This is a genomic window from Shewanella fodinae (genome assembly GCF_014651955.1).
In the GTDB taxonomy this organism is placed as follows: Bacteria; Pseudomonadota; Gammaproteobacteria; order Enterobacterales; family Shewanellaceae; genus Shewanella; species Shewanella fodinae.
Genome location: NZ_BMXW01000022.1, coordinates 26630 through 51790 on the forward strand (window position 1 = coordinate 26630; position 25161 = coordinate 51790).

Annotated in this window: 24 protein-coding genes and 1 tRNA gene; 9 read left to right on the forward strand and 16 right to left on the reverse strand. The window is 49.6% G+C overall.

What is annotated here, in order from left to right; genetic code table 11:
* Window positions 1–6 precede the first annotated feature (6 nt).
* The 7 genes from IE064_RS15715 to IE064_RS15745 all read right to left on the reverse strand — a co-directional run bounded on the left by IE064_RS15715 (window position 7) and on the right by IE064_RS15745 (window position 7770).
* Entirely contained in the window at window positions 7–714 is a 708-nt protein-coding gene (locus IE064_RS15715; RefSeq protein WP_133038600.1) for a CoA transferase subunit A, read from the reverse strand.
* Window positions 714–1634: a hydroxymethylglutaryl-CoA lyase gene (locus IE064_RS15720; protein WP_189618686.1), complete on the reverse strand. Its 921-nt coding sequence runs from the start codon at window positions 1632–1634 to the stop codon at window positions 714–716. Before IE064_RS15720 ends, IE064_RS15715 begins: the two co-directional genes overlap by 1 nt.
* A complete protein-coding gene (locus IE064_RS15725) occupies window positions 1634–3673 on the reverse strand; it encodes an acetyl/propionyl/methylcrotonyl-CoA carboxylase subunit alpha (RefSeq protein WP_189618687.1) in 2040 nt (679 codons plus the stop codon). The genes IE064_RS15720 and IE064_RS15725 overlap by 1 nt, the downstream gene beginning before the upstream one ends.
* Complete coding sequence (locus IE064_RS15730; protein ID WP_189618688.1) at window positions 3666–4478, reverse strand: enoyl-CoA hydratase-related protein; 813 nt, start codon at window positions 4476–4478, stop codon at window positions 3666–3668. Before IE064_RS15730 ends, IE064_RS15725 begins: the two co-directional genes overlap by 8 nt.
* 9 nt (window positions 4479–4487) lie before the next feature.
* Window positions 4488–6095, reverse strand: a complete 1608-nt coding sequence (locus IE064_RS15735) for a carboxyl transferase domain-containing protein (RefSeq protein ID WP_133038596.1) — start codon at window positions 6093–6095, stop codon at window positions 4488–4490.
* Between the two features lie 33 nt (window positions 6096–6128).
* The gene (locus IE064_RS15740) at window positions 6129–7298 is read right to left on the reverse strand and encodes an isovaleryl-CoA dehydrogenase (RefSeq protein WP_133038595.1); all 1170 of its coding nucleotides are present in this window, start codon (window positions 7296–7298) and stop codon (window positions 6129–6131) included.
* Window positions 7299–7359: 61 nt separating this feature from the next.
* Window positions 7360–7770: a MerR family transcriptional regulator gene (locus tag IE064_RS15745; protein ID WP_133038594.1), complete on the reverse strand. Its 411-nt coding sequence runs from the start codon at window positions 7768–7770 to the stop codon at window positions 7360–7362.
* Between the two features lie 266 nt (window positions 7771–8036).
* On the opposite strand from IE064_RS15745, the gene IE064_RS15750 reads away from it, so the two are divergent.
* Window positions 8037–9953 (forward strand): propionyl-CoA synthetase, encoded by a 1917-nt coding sequence (locus tag IE064_RS15750; protein ID WP_189618689.1) that lies wholly within the window; start codon window positions 8037–8039, stop codon window positions 9951–9953.
* 207 nt (window positions 9954–10160) lie between these two features.
* Window positions 10161–11681, forward strand: a complete 1521-nt coding sequence (gene gnd / locus IE064_RS15755) for an NADP-dependent phosphogluconate dehydrogenase (RefSeq protein ID WP_189618690.1) — start codon at window positions 10161–10163, stop codon at window positions 11679–11681.
* Window positions 11682–11747: 66 nt separating this feature from the next.
* Here the strand turns inward: gnd and IE064_RS15760 are convergent, their stop codons facing one another.
* Entirely contained in the window at window positions 11748–12617 is an 870-nt protein-coding gene (locus IE064_RS15760) for a 1,4-dihydroxy-2-naphthoate polyprenyltransferase (RefSeq protein WP_133038591.1), read from the reverse strand.
* A gap of 227 nt (window positions 12618–12844) precedes the next feature.
* On the opposite strand from IE064_RS15760, the gene IE064_RS15765 reads away from it, so the two are divergent.
* From IE064_RS15765 to IE064_RS15775, 3 genes are all read left to right on the forward strand, one after another.
* Complete coding sequence (locus IE064_RS15765) at window positions 12845–13726, forward strand: SDR family NAD(P)-dependent oxidoreductase (protein WP_133038590.1); 882 nt, start codon at window positions 12845–12847, stop codon at window positions 13724–13726.
* 74 nt (window positions 13727–13800) lie between these two features.
* On the forward strand, window positions 13801–14676 hold the full coding sequence (tesB, locus tag IE064_RS15770) for an acyl-CoA thioesterase II (RefSeq protein ID WP_133038589.1): 876 nt from the start codon (window positions 13801–13803) through the stop codon (window positions 14674–14676).
* A gap of 2 nt (window positions 14677–14678) precedes the next feature.
* Complete coding sequence (locus tag IE064_RS15775; protein ID WP_133038588.1) at window positions 14679–15080, forward strand: YbaY family lipoprotein; 402 nt, start codon at window positions 14679–14681, stop codon at window positions 15078–15080.
* Window positions 15081–15130: 50 nt separating this feature from the next.
* Here the strand turns inward: IE064_RS15775 and IE064_RS15780 are convergent, their stop codons facing one another.
* On the reverse strand, window positions 15131–17137 hold the full coding sequence (locus IE064_RS15780; protein WP_133038587.1) for a methyl-accepting chemotaxis protein: 2007 nt from the start codon (window positions 17135–17137) through the stop codon (window positions 15131–15133).
* A gap of 365 nt (window positions 17138–17502) precedes the next feature.
* Between IE064_RS15780 and IE064_RS15785 the strand changes: the two genes are divergently transcribed.
* Complete coding sequence (locus IE064_RS15785; RefSeq protein ID WP_189618691.1) at window positions 17503–18375, forward strand: DUF6268 family outer membrane beta-barrel protein; 873 nt, start codon at window positions 17503–17505, stop codon at window positions 18373–18375.
* A gap of 26 nt (window positions 18376–18401) precedes the next feature.
* On the opposite strand, the gene IE064_RS15790 is transcribed toward IE064_RS15785, so the two are convergent.
* The 4 genes from IE064_RS15790 to IE064_RS15805 form a co-directional block, all read right to left on the reverse strand.
* A complete protein-coding gene (locus tag IE064_RS15790; RefSeq protein WP_189618692.1) occupies window positions 18402–18950 on the reverse strand; it encodes a chalcone isomerase family protein in 549 nt (182 codons plus the stop codon).
* A gap of 17 nt (window positions 18951–18967) precedes the next feature.
* Complete coding sequence (locus tag IE064_RS15795; RefSeq protein WP_189618693.1) at window positions 18968–19447, reverse strand: DUF2947 domain-containing protein; 480 nt, start codon at window positions 19445–19447, stop codon at window positions 18968–18970.
* 316 nt (window positions 19448–19763) lie between these two features.
* Window positions 19764–19839: transfer RNA gene (locus tag IE064_RS15800), tRNA-Arg, on the reverse strand.
* 55 nt (window positions 19840–19894) lie between these two features.
* On the reverse strand, window positions 19895–21043 hold the full coding sequence (locus IE064_RS15805; RefSeq protein WP_189618694.1) for a flagellar assembly protein FlgT: 1149 nt from the start codon (window positions 21041–21043) through the stop codon (window positions 19895–19897).
* Window positions 21044–21235: 192 nt separating this feature from the next.
* On the opposite strand from IE064_RS15805, the gene IE064_RS15810 reads away from it, so the two are divergent.
* A complete protein-coding gene (locus IE064_RS15810) occupies window positions 21236–21844 on the forward strand; it encodes a FlgO family outer membrane protein (protein WP_133038582.1) in 609 nt (202 codons plus the stop codon).
* Window positions 21841–22290 carry an LPP20 family lipoprotein gene (locus tag IE064_RS15815; RefSeq protein ID WP_133038581.1) on the forward strand — a complete coding sequence of 150 codons (450 nt, stop codon included), beginning with the start codon at window positions 21841–21843 and terminating at the stop codon, window positions 22288–22290. The genes IE064_RS15810 and IE064_RS15815 overlap by 4 nt, the downstream gene beginning before the upstream one ends.
* 97 nt (window positions 22291–22387) lie before the next feature.
* Here the strand turns inward: IE064_RS15815 and IE064_RS15820 are convergent, their stop codons facing one another.
* The 3 genes from IE064_RS15820 to flgA form a co-directional block, all read right to left on the reverse strand.
* Complete coding sequence (locus IE064_RS15820) at window positions 22388–22819, reverse strand: flagella synthesis protein FlgN (RefSeq protein WP_133038580.1); 432 nt, start codon at window positions 22817–22819, stop codon at window positions 22388–22390.
* Window positions 22819–23133 carry a flagellar biosynthesis anti-sigma factor FlgM gene (gene flgM, locus IE064_RS15825; protein WP_133038579.1) on the reverse strand — a complete coding sequence of 105 codons (315 nt, stop codon included), beginning with the start codon at window positions 23131–23133 and terminating at the stop codon, window positions 22819–22821. The genes IE064_RS15820 and flgM overlap by 1 nt, the downstream gene beginning before the upstream one ends.
* 77 nt (window positions 23134–23210) lie before the next feature.
* On the reverse strand, window positions 23211–23918 hold the full coding sequence (flgA, locus tag IE064_RS15830; RefSeq protein WP_189618704.1) for a flagellar basal body P-ring formation chaperone FlgA: 708 nt from the start codon (window positions 23916–23918) through the stop codon (window positions 23211–23213).
* Window positions 23919–24104: 186 nt separating this feature from the next.
* Here flgA and IE064_RS15835 point away from each other — a divergent pair, with 186 nt between their 5' ends.
* Window positions 24105–25028, forward strand: a complete 924-nt coding sequence (locus IE064_RS15835; protein WP_133038578.1) for a chemotaxis protein CheV — start codon at window positions 24105–24107, stop codon at window positions 25026–25028.
* The last annotated feature ends 133 nt before the right edge of the window (window positions 25029–25161 follow it).

Here is a 25161-nt window from a genome sequence, read left to right on the forward strand (position 1 = left end):
TTCTCCTTAGACGTTGTGGCTCTTGACGGTACGTTTCTCGATTCGTTTTTCGAACCGGCCTTGGATAACGCGGTCGACATAGATCCCGGGCGTGTGGATATGATCCGGGTCCAACTCTCCAGCCTCAACAATCTCTTCGACTTCAGCCACGGTGATCTTGCCCGCGGTGGCCATCACTGGATTGAAATTGGCAGCAGTATGACGGTAGATAAGATTGCCCATGGTGTCAGCCTTCCAGGCGCGTATTAACGCAAAATCTGCGGTCAATGCGGGTTCCAGTACATAATAGCGACCGTCGATTTCGCGGGTTTCTTTGCCTTCAGCCACCGGTGTGCCGTAACCTGTCGCCGTAAAAAAGGCCGGAATGCCAGCGCCACCTGCGCGGATTTTTTCAGCCAGAGAACCTTGCGGCGTAAGAATTACTTCAAGCTCACCACTTAGCATTTGCTGTTCAAACAGGGCATTTTCACCTACATAAGAGGCAATCATGGTACTAATTTGGTGCCCTTGCAGTAGCAGTCCCAAACCAAAATCATCAACGCCGGCATTATTGGAGATAGCGGTTAATCCGGTCACTTGTCGTCTGACCATTTCGTTGATCAGTCCTTCTGGAATACCGCATAAACCAAAACCGCCCACCATCACTGTCATCCGGTTTTCTAAGCCGGACAATGCCTCGGAATAACTATTCACGACTTTATTCATGCCCGCCATTACTCGTGCTCCTGTTTCGCTGATACCGACTCGGCAGCTAACGCTTGTCCGACTTTGCTGCTGTTTGGGCGCTGAAGGGTCTGACTTATCTGAGTGCCAGTTCGGGCTAGTTTTGCTAGGTCAACGCCCGTATGAATGCCTAAACCGTGTAGCATATACACCAGATCTTCGGTCGCCAGATTACCAGAAGCGCCTTTGGCGTAAGGGCAGCCGCCAAGACCAGCAACTGCGGCATCCAGTGTGCTAACCCCACTATCAAGACAGGCCAGAATATTCGCTAACGCCTGACCATAAGTGTCGTGAAAATGCAGCGCCAATTGGGCTATTGGTACTTTACTGGCAACAGTATCTAGCATGTTTCTGGCTTTTCGTGGCGTGCCAATGCCAATGGTGTCGCCAAGAGAGATCTCATAAACGCCAAGTTGCAGTAATTCCTGTGCCACCGCAGCCACTTGGGATGGCGCAATGTCGCCCTCATACGGGCAGCCGAGCACACAGGAAACATACCCACGTACCGGAATGCCAAGGTGTTTGGCCTTAGCCATTATTGGCGCAAAGCGATCCAGCGATTCACGGATACTGCAGTTGATATTACGCTGACAAAAGCTTTCAGAGGCGGCAGTAAAGATGGCTACTTCATTAACGCCAGCGGCTAATGCGGCCTCAAATCCGGCAAGATTTGGCGTCAACGCCGCATAGCTAACATCTGCACCGCGGGTTATCTGTCCTAATACTGCTGCCGAATCAGCCATTTGCGGTACCCATTTGGCCGACACGAAACTGCCAGCTTCAATACGGCGCAGTCCGGCGCTAGCCAAGGCATCAATCAGTTGCACCTTGTCACTGAGCGCCAGCGGACGTTCATTTTGCAGGCCGTCACGCGGACCCACTTCGTAGATACTGATGGATGAAGGATACATCAGGCCAACTCCTTGGCACTGAACTGGACTAACAGCGCTCCGTGTTGCACTAATTCTCCGGTATGACACAAAAAGCTCTCGACAATGCCGTCTGTTGGCGCGTTGATCTGGTATTCCATTTTCATCGCCTCCAATACCAACAGTCCGCTACCCTTACGGACAACATCTCCCGGCTGCGCCAGTAACGTGACAATGGTGCCATTCATGGGGGCTTGCAGCGAAGCATCGCCAGGGTGACCTGTAGAATCGTAACTTTGAGGCCCACAATCAAATTGCCAGACGTGGCCGTGTCGCAGCAGCCACAGAGTTTCCTGTTGCTGGCAGAAATGCCAGTGTTGGCTATGGCCGTGGAGTGCCAGCTTTAGCTGTTGCACACCGATTATTTCGCCGCTGACCATTACCTGAGTATCGACATCATCTGCTGTAGCGCTGGCGTTGATGGTCAGTGAATACTCACCACTGGTTTGCTGCTGTAGCCGCAAGTGGAAACGTGAGGTAGTTGCCGCTGCGTTATAGTGCAGCAATAAATTGCACTCTGCCGCAGCATTAAGCCGAAAACCGGCCAAGCGCTGCCAGGGGGAGTTGTGAGTGTGATCTCGCGGTTTAGACGCCAGCAGACTCACCATGGCCGCGGCCGCAAGTACTTCCGTCGTCGGCGTTGGCGTTGTTGCTTGCAGCAACAATTCATCAAGATGTTGTTCAATGAAATGGGTGCTGAAATCTTCACTGATAAAGGCCGGATGCGATGTCAGAGCTGCCAGAAAGGCAATGTTATGGCGCAGCCCGGCTATCTGATACTGCTGCAACGCTAGTGTCAGCTGTCGCAGCGCGTCGCTACGCGTAGGTTGCCAGATGACCAGTTTAGCAATCATCGGATCGTAGAAAGGCGTAATGACATCCCCTTGGCGCACACCAGTATCTAAGCGTAAATGCGCCATTGCTGAGGGTTCTTGCAAATATTGCAGTGGGCCGGCAGCGGGAAGAAAGTTATGGCTGGGATCCTCGGCGTAAATTCGGGCTTCGACGGCATGGCCACTGAGCGTCACTTGTTGTTGCGTTAATGGCAGGGGCTCACCAGCGGCAACGCTGAGCTGCCAGGCGACCAGATCCTGACCGGTGATCAGTTCTGTCACTGGATGCTCCACCTGCAAGCGGGTATTCATCTCCATGAAGTAAAACTGCTGGTCGTTATCCAGTAGAAACTCAATGGTACCTGCACCGCAATAGCCAATGGCTTTAGCGGCAGCAACGGCGGCTTGTCCCATCTGTTGTCTGAGTTCATCACTCAATCCCGGCGCGGGGGCCTCTTCAATCACTTTCTGGTGCCGACGTTGTAGCGAGCAATCGCGATCGCCTAAGTAAATGCAGTGGTCTTGCTGATCGGCAAATACCTGTACTTCAATATGACGCGGCTGTGTCAGATAGCGCTCCAACAGTACTGTATCATCGCCAAAGGCCGCTTTAGCTTCCCGCTTGGCGGCCGCCAGCGCTGCGGTAAAGTCTGACGCATTTGTCACCACCCGCATTCCCTTACCACCGCCACCATAAGCGGCTTTGATCAGTAGCGGAAAGCCAATAGTGTTCGCTTGCTGTTGTAGAAAACGGCTTGCTTGTTCCGGGCCATGATAACCCGGCACCAATGGCACTCCGGCAGCCGCCATAATCGCTTTGGCGGCACTTTTACTGCCCATGGCTTCAATGGCGCTGGCGGGCGGTCCCACAAAAATCAGCCCATGCGCGCTACAGGCGCTGGCGAAAGTGGCATTTTCTGAAAGAAAGCCGTATCCGGGATGGATAGCATCGGCACCACAGCGCTTCGCCGCATCGATAATTGCATCAATATCCAGATAAGGTGCGAGTGCTGAATCGCCGCTCAGTTCAAGCGCTTCATCGGCAAGGCTGACATGCAGTGCATGACGGTCAACCGCAGAATGAATCGCAAGGGTGCTAATCCCCAATTGCTGGCAGGTCCGTATAATGCGGCAGGCTATTTCACCGCGATTGGCAATCAATAATTTACGAATGCTGAGCTCAGTCATGCGCAGGCTCCTGTGGGATGGCTGTGCGCTCTGGTTGCCACCTTGGCGAACGTTTATCAAAAAAGGCCGCGATACCTTCAGCCGCCTCTTTACTGGCGCGGACGTTAGCAATGGCGTGCACTGTCAAGTGAGTGAGCGCTTCATCAAGTGGTGCAGTTTCTATCTGTGCCAGCAAGGTTTTACACTGCCGCTGAGCGTCTGGCCCTCCTTGCAGTAAAGCGGTGACTATGTGCTGTGCGGCGTTTTCTAGATCATCGTCTACCTGATGCACTAATCCGAGTTGTAAGGCGGTGGTGGCATCCATTAGCTCAGCACTCAGTGCATAACGCCGTAGCTGCCGCATCCCAATGCTGCGATGAACATAGGGTGAGATCACCGCCGGGAGCAGCCCAAGCCGGATTTCACTCAAACAGAAGCGAGCATTACGGCTAGCAATGGCTACATCACAACAGCAAATCAGCCCCAGCGCCCCGCCAAAGGCTGCGCCCTGTACCAAGGCCACTGTGGGTTTGGGGAAATTGTCCAGCGTTTGCATTAGTGTTGCTAGCTCACGGGCATCACTAATATTGGCGTCCTGGTTCATTTTCGCTTGACGTTGCATCCAGTGCAGGTCGGCACCTGCACTGAAATGTTTTCCTTGGCCGCGCAGCAGCAATAATCGGCAGCTAGGATCATTCGAAAGTTGATTTAAGATCGTGATTAATTCGGCTATCAACTGCTCATCAAAGGCATTGGCGGCATCTGGGCGATTGAGGATAAGTTGACATACGCCTTGCGCATCTCGCTTGAGTAGAGTGTGTTGCATGTTGACCTCCTACATGCGAAATACGCCAAATTGGCTGGGCTCAATGGGAGCATTGGCTGCGGCGGCCAGCGCTAGGCCGACAACATCACGGGTTTGTGCCGGGTCGATAATACCGTCGTCCCATAACCGGGCGCTGGCATGATAGGGATTGCCCTCACGTTCGTATTTCTCAACGATAGGGGCTTTAAAAGCAGCTTCATCGGCCTGTGACCAAGATTGGCCCTGGCGCTCCATACTGTCGCGTTTGACTGTTGCCAGTACATTGGCGGCCTGTTCGCCCCCCATGACCGAAATACGCGCATTGGGCCAGATCCACATCATGGTCGGATCATAAGCGCGGCCGCACATACCGTAATTGCCCGCACCGTAACTGCCACCAATGATGACGGTAAATTTCGGCACATTAGCGCAGGCAACGGCCATCACCATTTTGGCACCGTGTTTGGCGATGCCTTCCTGCTCATATTTTTTCCCAACCATAAAGCCGGTGATGTTCTGCAAAAACAGCAACGGGATTTGCCGTTGACAGCATAGTTCAATAAAGTGAGCCCCTTTCTGCGCCGACTCAGAAAACAAAATGCCGTTGTTAGCCACTATGCCGATGGCATAGCCGTGCAGACGGGCAAAGCCACACACTAATGTGGTACCGTAGTTGGCTTTGAACTCGTCAAAATCGGAGTCATCAACCAATCTGGCAATCACCTCGCGCACGTCATAAGGCTTTTTCAGATCGGTGCCGACAATACCGTATAGCTCCCGCCCATCGTAGCGCGGTGGTATCACGGCGGATTGTGGCATAACAGTTGGTGCTGGATGGTTAAGCCGTGACACGGCTTGTCGTGCCAATTGCAGTGCATGGGCGTCATTTTGTGCCAGATGATCGGCCACGCCGGATAAGCGGGTATGAACTTCACCGCCGCCTAATTCTTCGGCAGATACCTCTTCGCCAGTGGCAGCCTTTACCAGCGGTGGCCCAGCCAGGAAAATAGTGCCTTGATTGGCTACAATAATTGATTCATCGGCCATGGCCGGAACATAGGCACCACCGGCAGTACAAAGGCCCATCACTACGGCTATCTGCGGAATGCCTTTAGCTGACATACGAGCCTGGTTATAAAAAATGCGGCCAAAATGCTCGCGATCCGGAAATACTTCATCCTGCAATGGTAGGTTGGCGCCACCAGAGTCCACCAAATAAATACAGGGCAGGCGACAACGCTCAGCAATCATCTGCGCCCGCAGATGCTTCTTCACCGTTAACGGATAATAAGTACCGCCTTTAACGGTGGCATCGTTAACGATGATCATGCATTCGCAGCCACTGACGCGGCCAATACCGGCAATCACTCCTGCAGCTGGCACGGTCTCTTCATAGACGTCAAATGCGGCAAATTGGCTAATTTCAAGAAACGGAGCATCGGCATCGAGGAGTTGCGCCAGCCGTTGTCTGGGGGCCAACTTGCCTTTGCTGCAGTGACGCTGCATAGCGCGCTCACCGCCACCTTCAGCAATTTTCGCCAGTTTCTGTTTGAGATCATCCACTAACTGCTGCATTGCTTGCTGACGGCTGATAAAGGCGTCAGCGGTGGGATTGATCTGGCTGATGATGCGGGTCATAGAGGTTGGCTCCGCTACTGGTTAGAAGGTCGTTCAGTGACTCTCACTGAACAGTTCGCGGCCGATAAGCATGCGGCGAATTTCCGAGGTGCCCGCACCTATCTCATACAGTTTGGCGTCGCGCAGTAATCGTCCGGCCGGGTAATCGTTGATATAACCGTTACCGCCTAAGAGCTGGATGGCATCTAGGGCGGCTCGAGTAGCTCTTTCGGCGCTATAAAGAATGGCGCCTGCAGCATCTTTACGACTGGCACGGCCTTGATCACAAGCTCTGGCAACGGCGTAAACATAGGCTTTGGCGGCGTTCATTTCGGTATACATGTCGGCCAGTTTGGCCTGAACTAGCTGGAACTCGCCAATCGCCTTGCCAAATTGCTGGCGCTCAGCGGTGTAGGGCAATACCAGATCAAGACAGGCGGTCATAATGCCCAGCGGGCCCCCAGCAAGCACCACACGTTCATAGTCAAGACCGCTCATCAGTACCTTGGTGCCGTGATTCAGTTGGCCGAGGATGTTTTCTTCAGGGACTGCACAATCGGTGAATACCAACTCGCAAGTACTGGAGCCGCGCATGCCTAATTTGTCTAATTTTTGTGCTGTGGCAAATCCTGGGAAGTCGCGCTCAACAATAAAAGCCGTTATGCCCTTGGCACCCAGTTGTGGTTCCGTTTTGGCGTAGACCACAAACACGTCAGCATCGGGACCGTTGGTGATCCACATCTTGTTGCCGTTGAGCAGATAGCGGTCACCTTGTTTGCGGGCATGCAGTTTCATTGAAACCACATCGGAGCCTGCATTGGGTTCACTCATCGCCAATGCGCCGATATGCTCACCACTGACCAGTTTCGGCAGATAACGATCTTTTTGTGCGGCAGTGCCGTTACGGAAAATCTGATTAACACACAGATTAGAGTGGGCACCGTATGACAATCCGACAGAAGCGGAGGCGCGGGAAATCTCTTCCATCGCGACCACATGAGCCAGATAGCCCATGCCACTGCCACCGAAATCTTCACTGACGGTAATTCCCAGCAGCCCCATATCACCTAAAAGTGGCCATAGTGCTGTGGGTAATTGATTATCTTGGTCAATTTTTGCCGCTAAAGGCGCAATCTGATCGGCGGCAAATGCGGCAACTGCCTGCCGCAACATCTCGATATCTTCCCCGAGTCCGAAGTCAAGTCCTGAATAGCTGGATAGCATGGTTGGCTCCTGTGTCGACGCTGAAATCCGCTGCGACTTGCAGATGATGACAGCGACGTGATTAACCGGTTTTTTCAGTCGTAATTTCTGCCAGTGCTTCGCGGCACTGGGTTTCTGCTGCCATCAGTTCCATCAATACAATTTTGATGTCATCCATCTGTTGCTGCAGCGAGGTCTTCTTATCTTCTATCAACTGCAGCATGGTGCTGAGTTGCGATACACTGCTTTTATCGGCGTCATACAATTCAAACAACCGTCTGGTTTCCCCAAGCGAAAAACCGAGGCGCTTACCACGCAGGATAAGTTTCAGTCGTACGCGATCTTTCAGACTATAAATACGGGTCTGGCCTCGACGCTTAGGTTTCAACAGCCCCTGATCTTCATAAAAGCGGATACTGCGGGTGGTAATATCAAATTCCCGTGACAGGTCACTAATGGAATAAGTGGTTTGGGGAGTTGGTCGGATACTCATTAAATAACACTCAGTTAGCAGCAATAACCGCAAGATATATGAAGTTTACGTAAAGGTAAAGTTGCTGAATGCATTTTAGAGCAGAATGATAATTTTTCACCAGCGCATTTTTTCAGGTCTGTCCAGTCACCTACTTAGCAAAAAGTCTTAAAAAAGCCCGGTTTAGGCTAACGTCTAATAGGGTCTGATTATAAAAGCGTCTATTAATGAAAGCGGAAGGAAGGGGTGTGTTATGCCGAGAGGCGGTCCTTGGGGAGGACAGTTAGATGACAGATCCGGGTTTAGCCCTGTACCAGCAATCCATAGAGGACAAAACTGCGTTCTGGGGCGAATGCGCCAAAGCTATAGACTGGTACCAGACATGGGAAAAAGTACTGGATGACAGCCATGCGCCATTTTATCGCTGGTTCAGCAAAGGTCAGTTAAATACTTGCTACAACGCGGTGGATCGTCACGTGCAGGCCGGCAAGGGAGCACAGTTTGCTATTCGTTATTTCAGTCCGGTCACGGATACCGAATACGGTGTGACTTATGCCGAGCTTCAGGCGCAGGTAAGCCGTTTGGCTGGGTATATGGCGTCTGTTGGGGTGACCAAGGGCGACAGGGTGGTGATTTACATGCCAATGGTGCCAGAAACCGTATATGCCATGCTGGCTTGTGCGCGTATCGGTGCTATCCATTCGGTGGTTTTCGGTGGCTTTGCCGCCAATGAACTGGCAACCCGCATTAACGATGCCAAACCTAAGTTGGTGATGAGTGCCTCCTGTGGTGTAGAACCTTCCGGGGTAGTGCCTTACAAACCACTGCTGGATAAAGCACTGGAACAATCCAATCATAAAGTTGAACGTTGTTTGATCCTTGGACGCAGCCAGTATGTTGCGCAATTGCAGGACGGGCGCGATTACGACTGGCAGCAGGCCATTAAAGATGCTGTTCCAGCAGAATGTGTGCCCGTTGCCGCAACTGATCCTCTATATATTTTATATACATCTGGAACAACTGGTCAGCCTAAGGGGGTCGTGCGTGACAATGGCGGTCATGCCGTTGCGCTAGCATGGTCCATGAAGCATATCTACAACATCAATCCTGGGGATACTTTCTGGGCGGCATCTGATGTTGGGTGGGTTGTTGGGCATTCGTATATTGTGTATGCACCATTACTGGTAGGCGCAACCACAGTGTTGTACGAAGGTAAGCCGGTCGGCACGCCTGATCCTGGTATTTTCTGGCGCACTATTGAGAAATATGGCGTAAAGAGTTTCTTTACTGCACCCACGGCAATTCGCGCGATTAAACGTGAAGATCCCAACGGTCATTATGTCGATGGTGTCAATCTGAGTTGCCTGGAAACGCTGTTCCTCGCGGGCGAGCGCTGCGATCCTGACACCTTACACTGGGCTGGCACTAAACTCGGTAAGCCGGTGATAGACCACTGGTGGCAGACTGAAACCGGTTGGGCAGTGGCTGCCAACCTGATGGGTGTGCAGGCCATTCCTGTAAAACCTGGGTCACCCGCACGTGCTGTGCCAGGATATCAGGTGGAAGTTGTTGATGAATTCGGCGCGCAGGTGCCGCCGGGCCAATCGGGTAACGTGGTGATTAAGTTGCCTTTGCCACCCGGGACCTTAACCACTTTATGGCAAAACGATAAACGTTACCAAGAAAGTTACCTTACCATGTACCCCGGTTATTACCTTACCGGTGATGCTGGTTACATGGACGAAGATGGTTATTTGTACATCATGAGCCGCATTGACGACATCATTAATGTGGCAGGTCACCGGTTATCGACCGGGCGCTTTGAGGAGGTGTTGTGTCAGCACCCAGCTGTTGCCGAAGCCGCGGTCATCGGGGTTGATGACAAGCTCAAAGGGCAAGTGCCGTTGGGGCTGGTGGTACTAAAAAATGGTATCGATATCAGCGAAAAACAGTTACATGACGAGCTGGTGGCCAAAGTCCGGCAGGAGATTGGTCCTGTGGCAGCATTTAAATTGGTGAGTGCTGTACAGAAATTGCCTAAGACCCGCTCTGGCAAGATTCTGCGGGGTACTATGCGCAAGATTGCAGACAATCAATCTTATACACCGCCAGCAACGATTGAAGATCCCTTAACGCTGGATCTAGTACGTGATGCGCTGACCCGTATGGGATATGCCGACGCCTTGCTGCAACAGCACATCTGATCCTTTATTAATCATTCAATTACAGCCCACTTCTGGTGGGCTTTATTGTTTGCTAGTTTCATCATTTCTGAATAATCGAGCAAATCTGCCGCAGTTATCGCCAGAGTTTGTTGGAAAAAAACAACAAAAGCTCAGTATAATATGCTCTTTTATACGACTGAGTCGTGAATGCGCTGTGGTTATAGCAACGACAACTGGTGAAAAATTATGAAATTCCAATCTGCTGATATTGGGGTTATCGGTCTGGGGGTGATGGGGAAGAATCTGGCCCTCAACATTGTGGATAATGGTTACCGGGTGGCCGCCTTTGATCTGGATGCTGCAAAAGTCTTGGCGGCAGAACAGCAGGCGCTGACTGAAGTGCCCCAGCGTGGTTTAGTGCTGAAGGGCTTCGATGCTATGCAGGAGTTATTGCAATCATTGAGCAAACCGCGAGTCCTGTTATTATCGGTCCCCGCCGGGAAACCCGTGGATGGGGTGTGTCAGGCACTGATTGCAGCGGGTATTGAGCGTGATGATATTGTCATCGACACCGGTAACAGTTTGTGGACTGACACCATCGCGCGTGAGCAGCAATATAAAGACAAATTTATCTTTTTCAGTTCTGCTGTTTCCGGAGGGGAAGTGGGAGCCCGCTTTGGGCCTTCATTAATGCCCAGCGGTGATAAAGACGCTTGGGAACAGATCGCGCCTATTTGGCAGGCCATCGCCGCGAAAGTTGACAGCACCACTGGACAGCCAATGGAGCGCAGTCAGCCAGGTCAGATTATTAAAGGCGGTGAACCTTGCACCGCGTATATCGGTCCTTCGGGGGCCGGTCATTATGTCAAAATGGTGCATAACGGCATCGAATACGCTGACATGCAGCTGATTTGCGAAGCGTATCAGCTCATGCGTCACGGCTTGGGAATGCCTGCTGCCGAAATCGCCAGCGTTTTTGAACAGTGGAATCAGGGTAAACTCAACAGTTATCTCATCGGCATCAGCGCCGAAGTCCTCAAGCAGCAGGATCCGCTGACCGGCAAACCATTAGTGGAAATGATCCTCGATAAAGCCGGACAAAAAGGTACCGGCTTGTGGACGGCCGTTAGCAGTCTGCAGATAGGCTGCCCAGCACCGACCATTGCCGAGGCGGTATACGCTAGGGCCATGAGTACCCAGAAAGCGTTGCGTCAGCAACTCAGTCAACAGTTGGCGGGGCCAAAAACACACGTTGATATCGACCAGCGGCAGTCGCTGATTGATGCTTTGGAAGCGGCATTATACTGCGCCAAGGTTTGTGCCTATGCCCAAGGTTTTCAATTGATGGCAATGAATGCCAAAGAGCAGGGTTGGCAACTGGATTTTGCCGCTATTGCCCGTATCTGGCGTGCCGGCTGTATTATCCGTGCAGGTTTTCTGCAAACCATTACGGACGCTTATGTGGCTGCGCCACAACTGGACAATCTGCTTCAGGCTGAAAGCTTTGCCAGTGCCTTATCAGCATTGCAGCCAAAGTGGCGTCAGGTAGTTGCCAGTGCAGTGCTTAACGGTGTTGCAGTTCCTTGTATCAGTTCTGCTTTGGCCTATTACGATAGCTTCCGCTGTGCCACTTTGCCCGCCAATCTGTTGCAGGCACAACGTGACTTTTTTGGCTCTCATACTTTTGAGCGTACGGATAAGCCAGCGGGTGAAAAGTATCACCTGAACTGGAGTCAGTCCGACCGTACTTTAGTAAAAATCGACTGATAGCGGTGTGCGTTTGACAGTAAAAAAGCTTCCATACTGGAAGCTTTTTTACTGTAAGTGCTTTTATCAGAATATCAGACCAACACTGAACAGTGCACTGAACATCATGGTCAGCTTGGCGGTTTTCCCCAATAGTGGGTTAAGTGCGGCACCGGAACCCTGATAGAAATCAGAAGAGAGTTTTCGCGCCATAATCAGCGACAACCCCGCCAGCAATACCGGAAATCCTGGCAGTTGTCCTAACAGAAAACCCGCAATAATGAGACCAAAAGGCAGGTACAGCAACGCTTGATACAACACCCGTGCCTGAGCTTCACCAATGCGTACTGCCAGTGTTTTCTTACCGGCTTTGGTGTCGGTCATAATGTCGCGAGTATTGTTAACCAGCATGATCGCCGCATTCAACAGCCCAACGGCACAGCCGAGTAACCACGCCGCAGTGGTGGTATTTCCCGCTTGCAGATAGTAACTTCCCACTACTGCAACGAGACCGAAAAAGACAAATGCGGCCAGCTCACCTAAACCGTGAGAGGCGAGTGGATAGGGGCCACCGCTGTAGCCTAATGCCGCTAGCACGGATGCCGCTGCTAAAATTGCAATTGGCCAGCCTCCGTGCCATATGAGGTAGCCACCAACCGTCAGCGACAACAATAAACACAAGGTCATGGCATTGCGCACTTTATAGGGTGCCAACATGCCACTTTGAGTTACGCGTGTGGGGCCAACTCTTTCTTCAGTATCGATCCCATTTTTGAAATCAAAATAGTCGTTCGCCAGATTCACTGCAATTTGCAATAGCAACGCACAAATCATCGATGCCACCGCTACCGTCCAACTGAATTTCGTCAGTGGCAGTGCCAGCATATTACCAATCAACAAGGGGCCTGCCGCGGCAGGTAGTGTTCGGGGACGTATTGCCAGAAACCAAGGATTCATGTTTACGATTCACATCAACAGACTTACAACTGTTTATAGAATACCAAGAAGCCGCACGAAAGTTAGCACAATCGGATAAATGCATGTAAAAGAGTTTGAATCAGCGCACATTTGTTGATCAACCTTCCAAGAAAAATATAGCCATAATGGATCAGGGATTGAAGCGAAATAAGTGTAAATAGGCGTTAAATCTATCCAAGCATCGATATGCTGAGGAGATTGACATTATGCGTTTCCAGCACAGGATTGCAGTGGTTACGGGCGCAGCTTCAGGATTGGGTCGGGCATTTGCTATTGCGTTGGCACAGCGAGGGGCGAGGGTCGTATTGGTCGACAATCAGGATTGTCGGGAAACAGCGGCAGCGATAGCCGCTCTCGGGGCTGACGTTAACTATTGGTATTGTGATGTTGCCAATGCGGCGCAGGTTGAAGATGTGTGTCAGCAGATACTGGCGCGGGTTAATAAGGTTGATTTTTTGCTACTGTGCGCCGGTGTTCATCACTCCTGTCCATTTGAAAAAATATCGCTAAGTGACTGGCGTCGTCAAATTGATGTGGATTTAACTGGCAGTTTCTTATTTTGCCAAGCATTTTGGCCGCTGATGCGACAACAGATCTTTGGCCGTATCCTGATGCTAACCGGCGCTAGCGGCTTGTTTGGTGATCAGTTTGAAGCGGCATATGCCAGTGCCAAAATGGCCTTGATTGGATTGGTGAACAGCCTGAGTTTGGAGGGGCAGGGTTACAATATCTGCGTCAACAGCCTCTGTACTCAGGTATTTAATAGTATCACCGGACATCATATGGCGGATGATGTGGGCGCAATGTTCTCAATAGAGGCACCCGTGGCGGCGGCGATGTATTTGCTGGGTGAATCTGCACCATCAGGACAACATGTGTTGGCTGCCGCGGGTAGTATCAGTCGCTTGCGGCTAGCTGAAACCCATCCCGCTTATTTTACTGCAGATGACTGTACACCTGAGCTAGTGGGAAAAACCTGGCCAAAACTCAGCAAAGCGCATCCCTTCAGCTTTCAGAAAAGTGGCGAAGAACAGATAGTCAAATGGGCGCGCAATGCCTGTCGTGAGCACGGTGTGCTATTGGAATAATCAGCTAATACTGGCATTCGACCATTCCACTGCGGTACTCTCTATCGTTACCTATTCACAATCAATGGGATGATATGAGCCAGGTATTGGATAATTTGCTGTCGTTACTGACACTAGAACCGATTGAAATGGGATTATTTCGTGGTCAGAGTCAGGATTTGGGATTCGGACACGTTTTTGGTGGGCAAGTGATGGGGCAGGCCTTGAGTGCCGCCAGACAAACCGTCCCCCCAGAACGTCAGGCGCATTCGCTGCATTCCTATTTTCTCCGTGCCGGAGATGAAACCCTGCCAATTATCTATGATGTTGAAAATATGCGTGATGGTGGCAGTTTTAGTGCCCGGCGAGTCAAAGCCATTCAGAAAGGTCGGCCGATTTTCTACATGACTTGTTCTTTCCAAGAACCCGAAGAGGGGTTTGATCATCAGTCGTCAATGCCGGAGGTTCCCGGCCCTGATGGCCTAATGAATCAGCAGGAACTGGCGATGACCATGCGGGAGCGGGTGCCAGCAAAGATTTTGGAGAAGTTTCTTGCCGATTCTCCCATTGAGATGCGCATGGTGAATCCGCTTAATCCAGTGGCTCCAGCTGTCACGGAACCAACCCGTTACGTGTGGATGCGGGCTAATGGTCGCCTGCCTGCTGATCACTGCATGCACGATTATCTGCTGGCCTATGCCTCAGATTTCAATTTCCTAGTGACGGCAGTGCAACCTCACGGTGTATCCTTTTTAACGCCTGGGATCAGAATGGCGACTATTGACCATGCCATGTGGTTTCACCGTCCAGTAAACATGAGCGAGTGGTTGCTTTATGCGGTGGATAGCCCGAATGCCTTTGGTGGCAGGGGGTATGTCCGTGGACAGTTCTTTAATCAGCAGGGGCAGTTGATCGCCTCGGCTTCGCAGGAAGGACTGATAAGAATGACCAATACCAAGAAGGAAGAATAAGCATGCAGGCATTAAAAACATTGCTTATAGCTGCTGGACTGTTATGGCTGGCGGGTTGTGTCACTGTTGAGCCACCTGCACCAGTGGTGGTTAATGGTGCCGCTTCTTACCGTGAAAAACTCATGTTGCCCGATGGCTGTAATATTACTATTGCCATTATTGATCTGGATACACCCGGCGCGATAGTGGCGCAGAAATCCTTTAATATTGCGCGAGTGCCAGTGCCATTCAAGTTTATCCTTCCGGCAGACTCGGTGGACCATAAAACCAACTATGGGGTGGTAGCGATGATTATGTACCAAGGGCAGGTGATTTTTCAGACCTATGACCGTTACCCGGTGATCAACAACGGCCCCAATACCACCGAAGTGATTATGAAAGCGGTGCCACAAAGAAATCAGTAATAGTACTGTGAACATAAAAAAGGCGCTTTTCAGCGCCTTTTTTAGTGGTATTAAACCCTAAATACACCAATTTGCCGCTTCAATGCGGCGGCCACATCTGCCAGATCCTTGGCAGATCTCACAGTGTCATTGGCGCGGCTATCTCCCTCTTTGGCAAGCTCAGTAATTTCATGCAGATTACGGGTCACTTCATCGGCAACAGCACTCTGCTGCTCAGTGGCACTGGCAATACTGCTAACCGATATTGCCAGCGAAGCAATGCGCTCCGTAATGGCGCTGAGCTGCTGGTTGGCTGCTTCTCCCTGTTCGGCTGAGCTACTGCCTAACTGATGGCTCTGGGTCATGCGAGTGGCGGTATCTTTCACTTTGGCCTGCAGTTGGACAATGGTCTGGCTGATCTCAGAAATGGACGCCTGAGTCCGACTGGCAAGCGTACGCACTTCATCAGCTACCACCGCAAAACCTCGTCCCTGTTCACCGGCTCTGGCGGCTTCAATGGCGGCGTTAAGTGCTAGCAGATTGGTTTGCTCAGCAATGCCGTTAATGACATCGGTGATGGTGTTGATGGCTTCACTTTCCTTAGCAACACCCTCAACGGCCTGCTGACTTAGATCCAATTGCTGTGCCAGTGTATTTAGGCTTTCAACCACCTGAATTAACTGCTGATGGCCTTCTCTAGAAGCATTGTCCACTTCGGCACTCTGTTCAGCGCTTTGCCCAGCGTGATTAGCCACATCGCGAATAGAGGTCGACATCTCTTCTATCGCTGTGGCTATCTGATCCGTCTGGCTCATCAGTGCCTTTGACTCTTCACCGTTGAGTTTGGCAACCTCTTGTGCCTGTTCGGCCTGATAATCAAGCTTCTGTACCGAATCGAGCAGTTCCGTAATCAATTTGCGTAGGTTCAGCGTCATTTGCCGGGCACTGGCGGTGATGCGACTGACCTCATTTTGACTGTGGGCGTCGGTTGTCGGTAAATCAATGCTCAGATCGCCCAGGCCTAAATGTTCCATATGCTGCTGCAACCGTCTCAATGGCTTAACGGTATTGATCAGCACTATCGACAACAGTGCTGTAATCGCGATAATGCCGACAAATGACACCACAATATTTATGATTAATAGCGTCTTACTCTCTTCGTTCAGCTCTTTGACTTTAACTTTACCCACCAGCAACCACTGCCAACCGGGAATATCATCGCTCATGGCGACCATATTGCTGCCATCGTTACTTTGGTACTGTACCAGTGCACGGTTATTGACCAACGACTGTAACGGCAGACCATTGAGTTGCGCGGTTGTTGGGACTTCTCCGGGGGCTAAAGTATTATCTGCAACCACTGACAAGTCAGATAGTTTGAGCAAGGAGTAACTGCCGCTTTCTTCAACAGTTAATTTTTTAACCGTATTTTGAATTTCAGCCATCGAATCGCTGATGTCAAAACCTATGTAAAGAATACCTACAACCGTTCCCTGAGCATCCTTAATCGACCTGTAAACAGTCATATAATCTTTGCCAAACAGCTTGGCGTAACCTTCGTAATCTTCTCCTTTGATCAGCTTACTGTAACCAGGGTGATTTTTGCCCAGATAAGTCCCAAGTGCCCTACTGCCATCAGCTTTTTTTAAAGAGGTAGATATACGCAAAAAGTCATCACCGTCTTTGACAAACACAGTGGCGGTGCCACCTGAAAGTTTGGCAAAACGGTCGACTTTGCTGATGGATGAGTTGACCAGTTCCGAGTCGTGCATCAGTGTTGGTGTGGCTTTGCCAAGCACGTTAGTGGTTTGCCCTGCTGGTTTGGAAAAAGTGCCGGGGTACATGGAACGAAACACATCAGCGTTGCGGTGGGCAATCACCAGCAGTGACTGATATTGTAGCTCCAGTAGATCATTGACACTGTGCATCTCTTTGTTCATTGCTGACAACGCTTTGTCTTTCAAAGCGGTGGCTGCAGTTTTATAGGAGATTGTGCCAACAGCACCTAAAACGAGTACTGTCAGAACAAATGCTAGGATCCCAATCTGTTTTGCTATAGGCCAGTTGCGATAATTCATCTGTCTATCTCTAGTTATTAATAGGTATTACACCCGCCTTAATTTCCCCAATAGTCCTTGCGGAACAGATTAAATTGAAAGCGGGAGGTTGCTCAGGAACGGATAATCAACGTCATTATAGCCTTTATCGGCAGCCGCTTTGTTTTCTTGGATCAATTAAAGCTTACTTATTGATAACTGATTACTTTATGAGCATTTGCTAAAAAAGCACAGAAAATAATTAACTATTTATGACATAACAAATGGTTGTGAATACCGTTTTAATTTTGGTGACAATGGCTGGTAGTATGCGCAGAGCTGTAGATGAGAGATAGGCGTAAGTGCACTAAAGCGCCACTTATTCAGAATCGCGCGATACGAGGTAAATGATGAAACAAACAGGGAAGCTGGCCGCGGCGCTAGCATTGGCAATGACGGCCTCAGTGGCGGTGGCAGCGCCACAGACAGAACCGACTTACAGTGTAAGTCTGACCCGAGGTATCAGTGCTGATACTGACATTGATAATGGTGGTCAACTCGGTAGACAGTCATGGCAATTAGGGGCGCGGGGTAATTGGAAGTTGGCACCCAGTTGGCGTCTTAGCGCCAATCTTGGTGTTGATTGGCTCGACTGGGACTGGAAAATGCCACAGCAGTACAACCAGCAAGCCCCATTTGATTCCGCCAGACGTTACCACGGTAATCTGATGTTTAGTCACCAACTCGGTAATGGTTGGTCTGTGATGGCGGCACCTACGTTGCAATTTGCCTACGCCAATGATGCCTCATTAGCTGACAGTAAGAGCTACGGTGTTATGGCTGGCGCTATGCGACATTATGCTAATGGCAACTACTGGGGGGGTGGTGGGGCTTATTTCAACGACATAGGTAAAGCCCGATTTTTACCTTTAGTCCTATTCAACTGGCAGATCTCCGATAAATGGCGTCTGGGTAACCCTTTGATGCCAGATTTTTCTGGTGGTGCAGGGATTGAACTGGCATATAGTCTTACACCGGCGCTGCAATGGGGTATTGGCAGCAGCAAAAATACCGAACGGGTGTTAGCGCACGATCAACAAGTAGTGGAACTGTCGGAATGGCGGCTGTTCAGCCGGGTGGGATGGAATATCACATCTGCCACAGCGTTGAATTTCTATCTGGGCTACAGCATGTCGCCGGATCTGAAAGACGGCGAACATGCAGCAGTGGATATGGATAATTATGTCAGTGGTGCTCTGCAACTGCGCTATCGTTTTTAGCTGAGACTGCAGGTGCTGCCATAAGTTTATTGACCGAGCATTTCCCGTTTCAGGCTCTTCTGGGCTGGTTCATCGCCGAGCCAGATTTTCAGCAGAGCCTCACGGAAGGCTTCGCCAGTAATGGTATCTTTGGCAACCCCATTTTTATAAGCGGTCACACCATGTTTTTTATCAGCAACCAATAAAAATTCGTCACCCACCTTTATTTCGTCTTCAAACAATTCAGTAAAATGCTTAATGTCTGCTGCTATCGGCTGCGTTTGACCATCAGTGGCATCGTCAAATCCTTCTTCAATGGCATTACGCATTTTTTCTGAGGTGATAAGGCCGGAAAGAATTTTCAGGCTGACCACCGCCGTTTCTTCATTCAGCACTTCTGCGGTGGTACTGGCTTTGGTTGACAAATACAGACCACCTACATACAGATCCATAAAAAACTTACTACGTACGCCAGCACCGTTGAGTTGCAATGGTTGCTGCGTTACCGACAAGGTTTCTGGCACTTCAACACCAGACACTTCCCGTGCTGATGCGGACACAGATAACAACAGCAGCAACAAAGATAAAAATTTCATAGCGTTCCCTGTAAAAATTAACCACGAAGGCCTAGACGATAGTTTCCGTCCTGAGTAAACCAGATAGCTTGCCGATGTTGAGTGCTGATTAACAGTGGACCATCGTCGCAGAACAAAAAGCACTTCCAGTGACGTTTAAAAACGGCCCAACTGGTCTCAAGGATTTCGTACTTTTCAATGCAAAAATAGACACGGGTGGCATCGTCCCATGTAATAAATTCAGTGATAGGACGTGGTAACTCCGGGTCATCACTCTCCCATTGAGATTGCCATGTGTCTGTATGATGCCAGGTAGAACTGCGTAGCGCCCAGTCACCTTTGGCAAAGTCTTCTGCACAGCTGCTTTTGCTGCTGATCCAGCGATTCCACAACGCCATCGCACTTTGATTGGTCAATGGCCGAATATCCGCTTTATCCGTATCAGGAACCGGCATTTCGTGATGATTAAAAATCCACTGACGGCGGTATTCAACTAGTGGAAGGTAACTGTAAGACAAGCATTTCTCCTGCTATAGGCGGACGCCGGATTATAACCTTGCTAGCCTGTTTAAACAAAGCGAGCCAGCGTTCATGCTACTCCTGAGCGTGTACCGAATGTGCAGGGCTATTGGGACCAGAACGCTTGGCATAGCGTCGATTGACCTATCACCAAAATGTAAGGCCATATTATTGATGAGATTTCAACACAATGGTGTTTTTTAGCTTATAACCTTGCCAGTTTGTTAAGAATGAACCGTGCGAAAGAACTGCCGTAGGTTAGTAGCTTTGAGTTTTGTTTTGAAGTCATATGTGGCGGATATATGAGAATGTGACTGGTCTCCCCACAGGGACTCGAACCCCGATCGGTCGCTTAGGAGGCGGCTGCTCTATCCTGTTGAGCTATGAGGAGACGGCAGTGATTATACTGGATTTTATTCTCAATAAAAGATTTGAAATCTAACCGCTTATTTCTTAAGCGCAATATCGTTAACCTGGATATTCAGCGCAGCGTTTTCTCCACCAATAAGCGCGGTAGCGGTTGTCTCCGATGTCTGATCAATGGTGATGGTGACCGGTGTGGCAGTTGCCAATGCATGTGGTCGATTAAGTTGGTCATTGACGTTGTATTGCAAAGCAATTTTGAACTTATCACCTTTCTGAACGCCATTTTGCCGTCCGATATTGAGAACTACCCGGCTATTGTCGCGGGCGATGATCTGCGCTAGCAATGGGCGACAGTTTAGCGCTTGATCAATATCGGTGACAGATTGCTTCAATACATCATTGACGCTTTCACCGTAGGCCGATTGCCAGAATTCGCTGGATGCTGGATTGACCATGGCGGTTTTATCAAATTCCCAGGCAGCGCTGGTGGTATATTCATGTTGCCAGATAATTTCACCACTGATCCCATGGTAAAGCGTCAATCTGAGTTGAAATTGGCGCAGGGGATCATGTTGCCATAGTCCTAATGGGGCAGAGGTTGGCGGGGCTACGGAGATATCGAGGAGCTCCGGTAGCAACAGATACTGACTGTCTGTCATTTCGCTAATAATAGCAGGAACCCTCAGCCCTGCGGTTGTTAGCGTGGGCATATCGACTTGTTTTTCTGCCAGTGCCAGTGGAAAACTAAAAACTGAACTCTGCTTTAGCGTGCTGGCAAGATGCTGCGTTAACACGGATGGCAGTTTTTCCAGTCTGCCATAGCGTAATTGGCCGCGATCATCCAACACCGCTTGCGGGATGAGTATGGCTGCTTTAAGGCCATCGGTAGGGCATGATTGTGAGTCGTTAGCCTGTAAATCTATTTTAACGGTCACTATCAGGCGTTCACCATCTTTCCGTTCGTTGAGCAACTCCACCGCTTTGACATTAGCGGCGGCCGACAATTCCAACGCTTGCGTGGTCAGATTGCCATTACTGACAAATTGACTGGCCTGAAAATTGCCTCCATTTTGCAGTAATACCAGGCGTATCGCATTTTGTATGGCAGTTTCGCGGGCCTTAGCTGTATCACCATTGACTATTTTGGCATCACCGGTTGCTTCTACCCATTGCGCTTGACAAGGGATAGCGAGGCCAAGCAATAGCAGTAAGCAAAACATCTGTTTCATGGTGACGATTCCTGTATTTGCCAAAAAACCGGCAGAAGGCGTAGAGATTAGCCACTGATATTCAAAATTTATGCCACTGAACCATAGTGAAAAGTGGCAAAATTGCTTAAGTGTGGGACGGCAATGCCGATACAGGAGAGAACACAGCGTATTGTTTCCCGGATTTCTGGAAATATTGCTAATGGAACCGATATGAAAATCAAGATGACCCTCATAGCACTATTGCTAGCTGGCTGTAGTCAGACAGTTGCTCCGGTGCCAGAACCTGCGGCAACCTCCAAGGCCGGTATTATTGACGTCTCAAAGCAACTCGCTAGAGAACTGGTGCGTTACAGTGATGTTCTGGATCAAACTCAGCCGTTATTGGTGGCAACCCCCGTCATGGTCGAGGATATGCAGAGCACCGATAATTTGGCAGCACAGCTGCAACAAGGGCTGATGGCTGGAATGCAGCAGATGGGATTCAATCTGGTGGATTTGAATGTGGCAGATGCTGTGCGAGTAACACCCCAAGGGGATTTTTTGCTGAGCCGTGACTGGCAGAAACTTCCAGCGAATATTTCGGTGGATCAGGTACTGGTTTCTACCGTGAGTCTGGCGCGCAATGGCATAGTGATCAACAGCCGGATTGTTACACTGTCCGGTAACAAGGTGGTGTCTGCGGCACAACTTTATGTACCACAGCAAGCGCTACCGGATTATCTGTTGCCATCCCAACTGGTGGTGTCCAAGCAAGGTCTGCTATATCGCAACAGTGCCAATGGTGATGATAAGGTGCATTTGGTGGGAGAGACAAAATGAGATTATGGATGCCAATACTGGCACTGATGCTGCTGGCAGGTTGTACAACTCGTGACCGTTATGTGCAATGGGAACCCGTTCCGCCGCAATCTTTCCCAAAAATTACGGCAGTGGGCTATGCTCCACTGGCTTCACAGCCATCAAAAAACGCCTCTGAAAGAGTGCTGATGGCTATGCAGGCATCAAAGATTGCTGCGTACCGTGAATTAGCTGAACAGGTTTATGGCCAGCAATTGAACGCCGAGAGTAAAGTCGGTGACTGGATGCTGAAGTCTGATAACGTCAAGGTATCTGTTAGTGGGGTGATCCGTGGCGCTCGTGTGGTTCGTAGCTATCCAGCGGGTGACAATTATGTGACTGAGCTGGAACTGGATTTTGCCAATGTTTGGCAATTGTACCAACAGCAGAATCGGCCGCAGCGGGTGAAAGAGATCACCTATTTCTAAAGCGGTCGCGTGAGCAACACCCAAAGCGGCAATGTCTTGCCGCTTTGGGTTTTATACAGGTAAATTAACGGTAGTCTTGTGAAAAAAGGGCTGCCAGTCAGGCTTCTAGGTCATTGCCCAGCGTTGCGATGGTTGAGGTCTTGCCCTTGCCGTCATAAGTCAGACTGTTGACATTACGGCTCGTTTGCAACGCCTGAGCCAGTCGATTCACACTGGCGGCACATAGCTCAATCAACTTGCCGTTAGCCTGATTTTTTTGTTGGCATTCCGCCAGCAGACTTTTGGCTTTATCTACCTGTGTTGCTAGCGGTTCTTGGGTGAGTTGCATTTTTTGCGGGTGCTCAGCCAGAGATTTATCGACTTTGGCGACCAGTTCCAGTACTCGTTGTTTTTCTGTGGCGAGCTGCAACAGGGTGTCGGCATCGCGTTCCACCAAAGCTTTGGTTTCTGCGTCAATTAACGACAACAGACGACCAAGGGTGGCCGTCTGTTGTTTTAACATACTTTCCAAGTCTTGCGCTTGTGGCATCAGGACTCCTGATCGAGATCTACCATATCACTTTCAAATTGAGCGATATTGTTTGCTAGTTTTTCCGGATCCACTTTATAGCGACCTTCAGAAATTGCCAGCTTAATCTCGGCAATTTTTTGCATATCCATATCGGGCATAGATGCAATCTTGTTCTGCATTCCTTGCAATTGCTGGGCCTGAGCTGAAACAACAACGGAATCGTCATTGTTGGCAACAGTGGTGGTATCAGTTTTCTCAGCCGCTTTACTGTTGCTTGGGGTAACCGTTGTTGAGTTTACCCGAGGCTGATTTTGCAGTTGTTTAATGTCCATAGCCTTGTGGCTCCAACACTCTTGTATAAAGGTCTAACTCTATTATCGGCAATGCGTCTTAAGGCTTGAGCATTTTTTTACATTTTTACCTGGACTTCGCCCACATGGGTGACAATCGCATCTACCGTTTTGTTTGAACGGGTGTTTTTTACCCGAATTTGTTGTCCAAGGTTACCATCTTCTACAGCTTCGCCAACAGTTTTTATCTGAAATTGTTCAGTTCTTGCGATAATCGAAACTGTATCACCTTTACAGACAACACAGATATTGCTGCCAAAAATGGGATAATCCTTCGATACTCGCCGCTTCAGGCGGGTTCCGATTAATTGTTGCATATCGCTAAATTGCTCACCGTTGACACTGTACTGGTCTACATAACGGATCTCCATTTGCGCTGTAGATAGCACATCTCCCGGCGCTAGCGTCTCTTTGGCCACCACAACTGGGTAGCTAACATCGACCCGAACTGACAGATAAATCTGCCACGGATAACTCAAATCGGGGCTGTCACAGCTGATCCGTACCGTATTGTTACGGCTGATTTCTCGATCTGATGCCAACACTGCTGTTATTGGTGAACTGCAGCGCGGGATCGCTACCCGACTGTCGAGTGGTTGTGGTGTGATATTGACCCTCGCAGATGCTGGCGCATTGACCTTTTTAGCCACCACATCTTTAGCTAATGCTTCTATGGCCGATATAGCTGGAACCGATGGTTGCTCGGCCAATGCTACAGTTGTCCACAAGAGTGTGCTGATAAAAATGTATGTCAATTTTAATTTCATCATTTCAAGCTGGTTTGATTTGCCAATTTACACTTATACTTCAACAGTTCCTGTAACTTTTCATGAGTAAAGGATCCTCATGCGTCAGAACTTTGACTGAAAAGCTGCATGGAGCTAGCACAGCAAATTACGTGCCTTTCCGAAAACGGAAGGGATTTTGTACTCGCAGATACACAAGGCAGGCTTATGTCAGGCATTCTTGAATCCGTCAACAAAAGAACCCAACTTGTAGGGCAGAACCGTCTTGAATTGCTGTTATTCAAACTAAATGGCCGTCAACGCTTCGGTATTAACGTCTTTAAGGTAAAAGAAGTATTACAGTGTCCGCCATTAACGTTACTGCCGAAACTGAATCCTTATGTCAAAGGTGTTGCCCATATTCGTGGCACCACTATTTCTGTGATTGATTTAAGTGCTGCTACCGGTGGTCGTCCTATCGAAGACCTGAAGAACTGTTTTATCATCATCTCCGAATATAATCGCAGTGTGCAGGGCTTTTTGGTGCAGTCGGTTGAACGTATCATCAATATGAACTGGTCAGCCATTATGCCACCACCACAAGGGGCTGGACGCTATTCTTACCTGACCGCCGTGACTGAGATTGACGGCGAACTGGTGGAAATTCTCGATGTTGAAAAAATTCTCGATGAGATTTCTCCGGTAAAAACTGAGATCAGTGAAGAAGTTGATAATGCGATTAGTATCGATCGCGAACAGAATTTCCATATTATGGTAGTAGATGATTCTGCTGTGGCGCGTAAACAGATTGTGCGAGCGCTATCTTCCCTGAATTTGCAGATAGAAACCGCCAAAGATGGCCGGGAAGCGCTAGATAGATTGAAGGTGATTGCGTCTGAAATGGATAATGTAGCGCGAGAAATTCCCTTGATTATTTCCGATATTGAAATGCCGGAAATGGATGGTTACACCTTGACAGCCGAAATCCGCGATGACCCAAAACTTAAAAATATCAAGGTAGTGTTGCATACATCTCTCAGTGGTGTATTTAACCATGCTATGGTACAGAAAGTTGGGGCCAACGACTTTATTGCCAAATTCAATCCTGATGAATTGGCAGCGGCGGTAGACAAACATCTGACGTTGTCATGATTTACTAACAGGGTGAACAGGATAAAGATTGTTGACGGTGACTTGTGTTGCCTGCAACGCTGCTGTATAAAGCGGCGTTTGCTAGGCTTTAGCCTTTGCTATACGCCAGTATGTTTTATGAATATGGGATACC

Bases quoted from the DNA above. Each gene is read 5' to 3' on its own strand.
- IE064_RS15815 (WP_133038581.1), top strand. From the start codon at position 21,841: ATGAGATTATGGATGCCAATACTGGCACTGATGCTGCTGGCAGGTTGT.
- IE064_RS15835 (WP_133038578.1), top strand. From the start codon at position 24,105: ATGTCAGGCATTCTTGAATCCGTCAACAAAAGAACCCAACTTGTAGGG.
- IE064_RS15730 (WP_189618688.1), bottom strand. From the start codon at position 4,478: ATGCAACACACTCTACTCAAGCGAGATGCGCAAGGCGTATGTCAACTT.
- IE064_RS15750 (WP_189618689.1), top strand. From the start codon at position 8,037: ATGACAGATCCGGGTTTAGCCCTGTACCAGCAATCCATAGAGGACAAA.
- flgM (WP_133038579.1), bottom strand. From the start codon at position 23,133: ATGGACATTAAACAACTGCAAAATCAGCCTCGGGTAAACTCAACAACG.
- IE064_RS15785 (WP_189618691.1), top strand. From the start codon at position 17,503: ATGATGAAACAAACAGGGAAGCTGGCCGCGGCGCTAGCATTGGCAATG.
- tesB (WP_133038589.1), top strand. From the start codon at position 13,801: ATGAGCCAGGTATTGGATAATTTGCTGTCGTTACTGACACTAGAACCG.
- IE064_RS15720 (WP_189618686.1), bottom strand. From the start codon at position 1,634: ATGTATCCTTCATCCATCAGTATCTACGAAGTGGGTCCGCGTGACGGC.
- IE064_RS15735 (WP_133038596.1), bottom strand. From the start codon at position 6,095: ATGACCCGCATCATCAGCCAGATCAATCCCACCGCTGACGCCTTTATC.
- flgA (WP_189618704.1), bottom strand. From the start codon at position 23,918: ATGAAATTAAAATTGACATACATTTTTATCAGCACACTCTTGTGGACA.
- IE064_RS15765 (WP_133038590.1), top strand. From the start codon at position 12,845: ATGCGTTTCCAGCACAGGATTGCAGTGGTTACGGGCGCAGCTTCAGGA.
- IE064_RS15725 (WP_189618687.1), bottom strand. From the start codon at position 3,673: ATGACTGAGCTCAGCATTCGTAAATTATTGATTGCCAATCGCGGTGAA.
- IE064_RS15780 (WP_133038587.1), bottom strand. From the start codon at position 17,137: ATGAATTATCGCAACTGGCCTATAGCAAAACAGATTGGGATCCTAGCA.
- IE064_RS15790 (WP_189618692.1), bottom strand. From the start codon at position 18,950: ATGAAATTTTTATCTTTGTTGCTGCTGTTGTTATCTGTGTCCGCATCA.
- IE064_RS15820 (WP_133038580.1), bottom strand. From the start codon at position 22,819: ATGCCACAAGCGCAAGACTTGGAAAGTATGTTAAAACAACAGACGGCC.
- IE064_RS15715 (WP_133038600.1), bottom strand. From the start codon at position 714: ATGGCGGGCATGAATAAAGTCGTGAATAGTTATTCCGAGGCATTGTCC.
- IE064_RS15805 (WP_189618694.1), bottom strand. From the start codon at position 21,043: ATGAAACAGATGTTTTGCTTACTGCTATTGCTTGGCCTCGCTATCCCT.
- IE064_RS15810 (WP_133038582.1), top strand. From the start codon at position 21,236: ATGAAAATCAAGATGACCCTCATAGCACTATTGCTAGCTGGCTGTAGT.
- IE064_RS15745 (WP_133038594.1), bottom strand. From the start codon at position 7,770: ATGAGTATCCGACCAACTCCCCAAACCACTTATTCCATTAGTGACCTG.
- IE064_RS15760 (WP_133038591.1), bottom strand. From the start codon at position 12,617: ATGAATCCTTGGTTTCTGGCAATACGTCCCCGAACACTACCTGCCGCG.
- IE064_RS15775 (WP_133038588.1), top strand. From the start codon at position 14,679: ATGCAGGCATTAAAAACATTGCTTATAGCTGCTGGACTGTTATGGCTG.
- IE064_RS15740 (WP_133038595.1), bottom strand. From the start codon at position 7,298: ATGCTATCCAGCTATTCAGGACTTGACTTCGGACTCGGGGAAGATATC.
- gnd (WP_189618690.1), top strand. From the start codon at position 10,161: ATGAAATTCCAATCTGCTGATATTGGGGTTATCGGTCTGGGGGTGATG.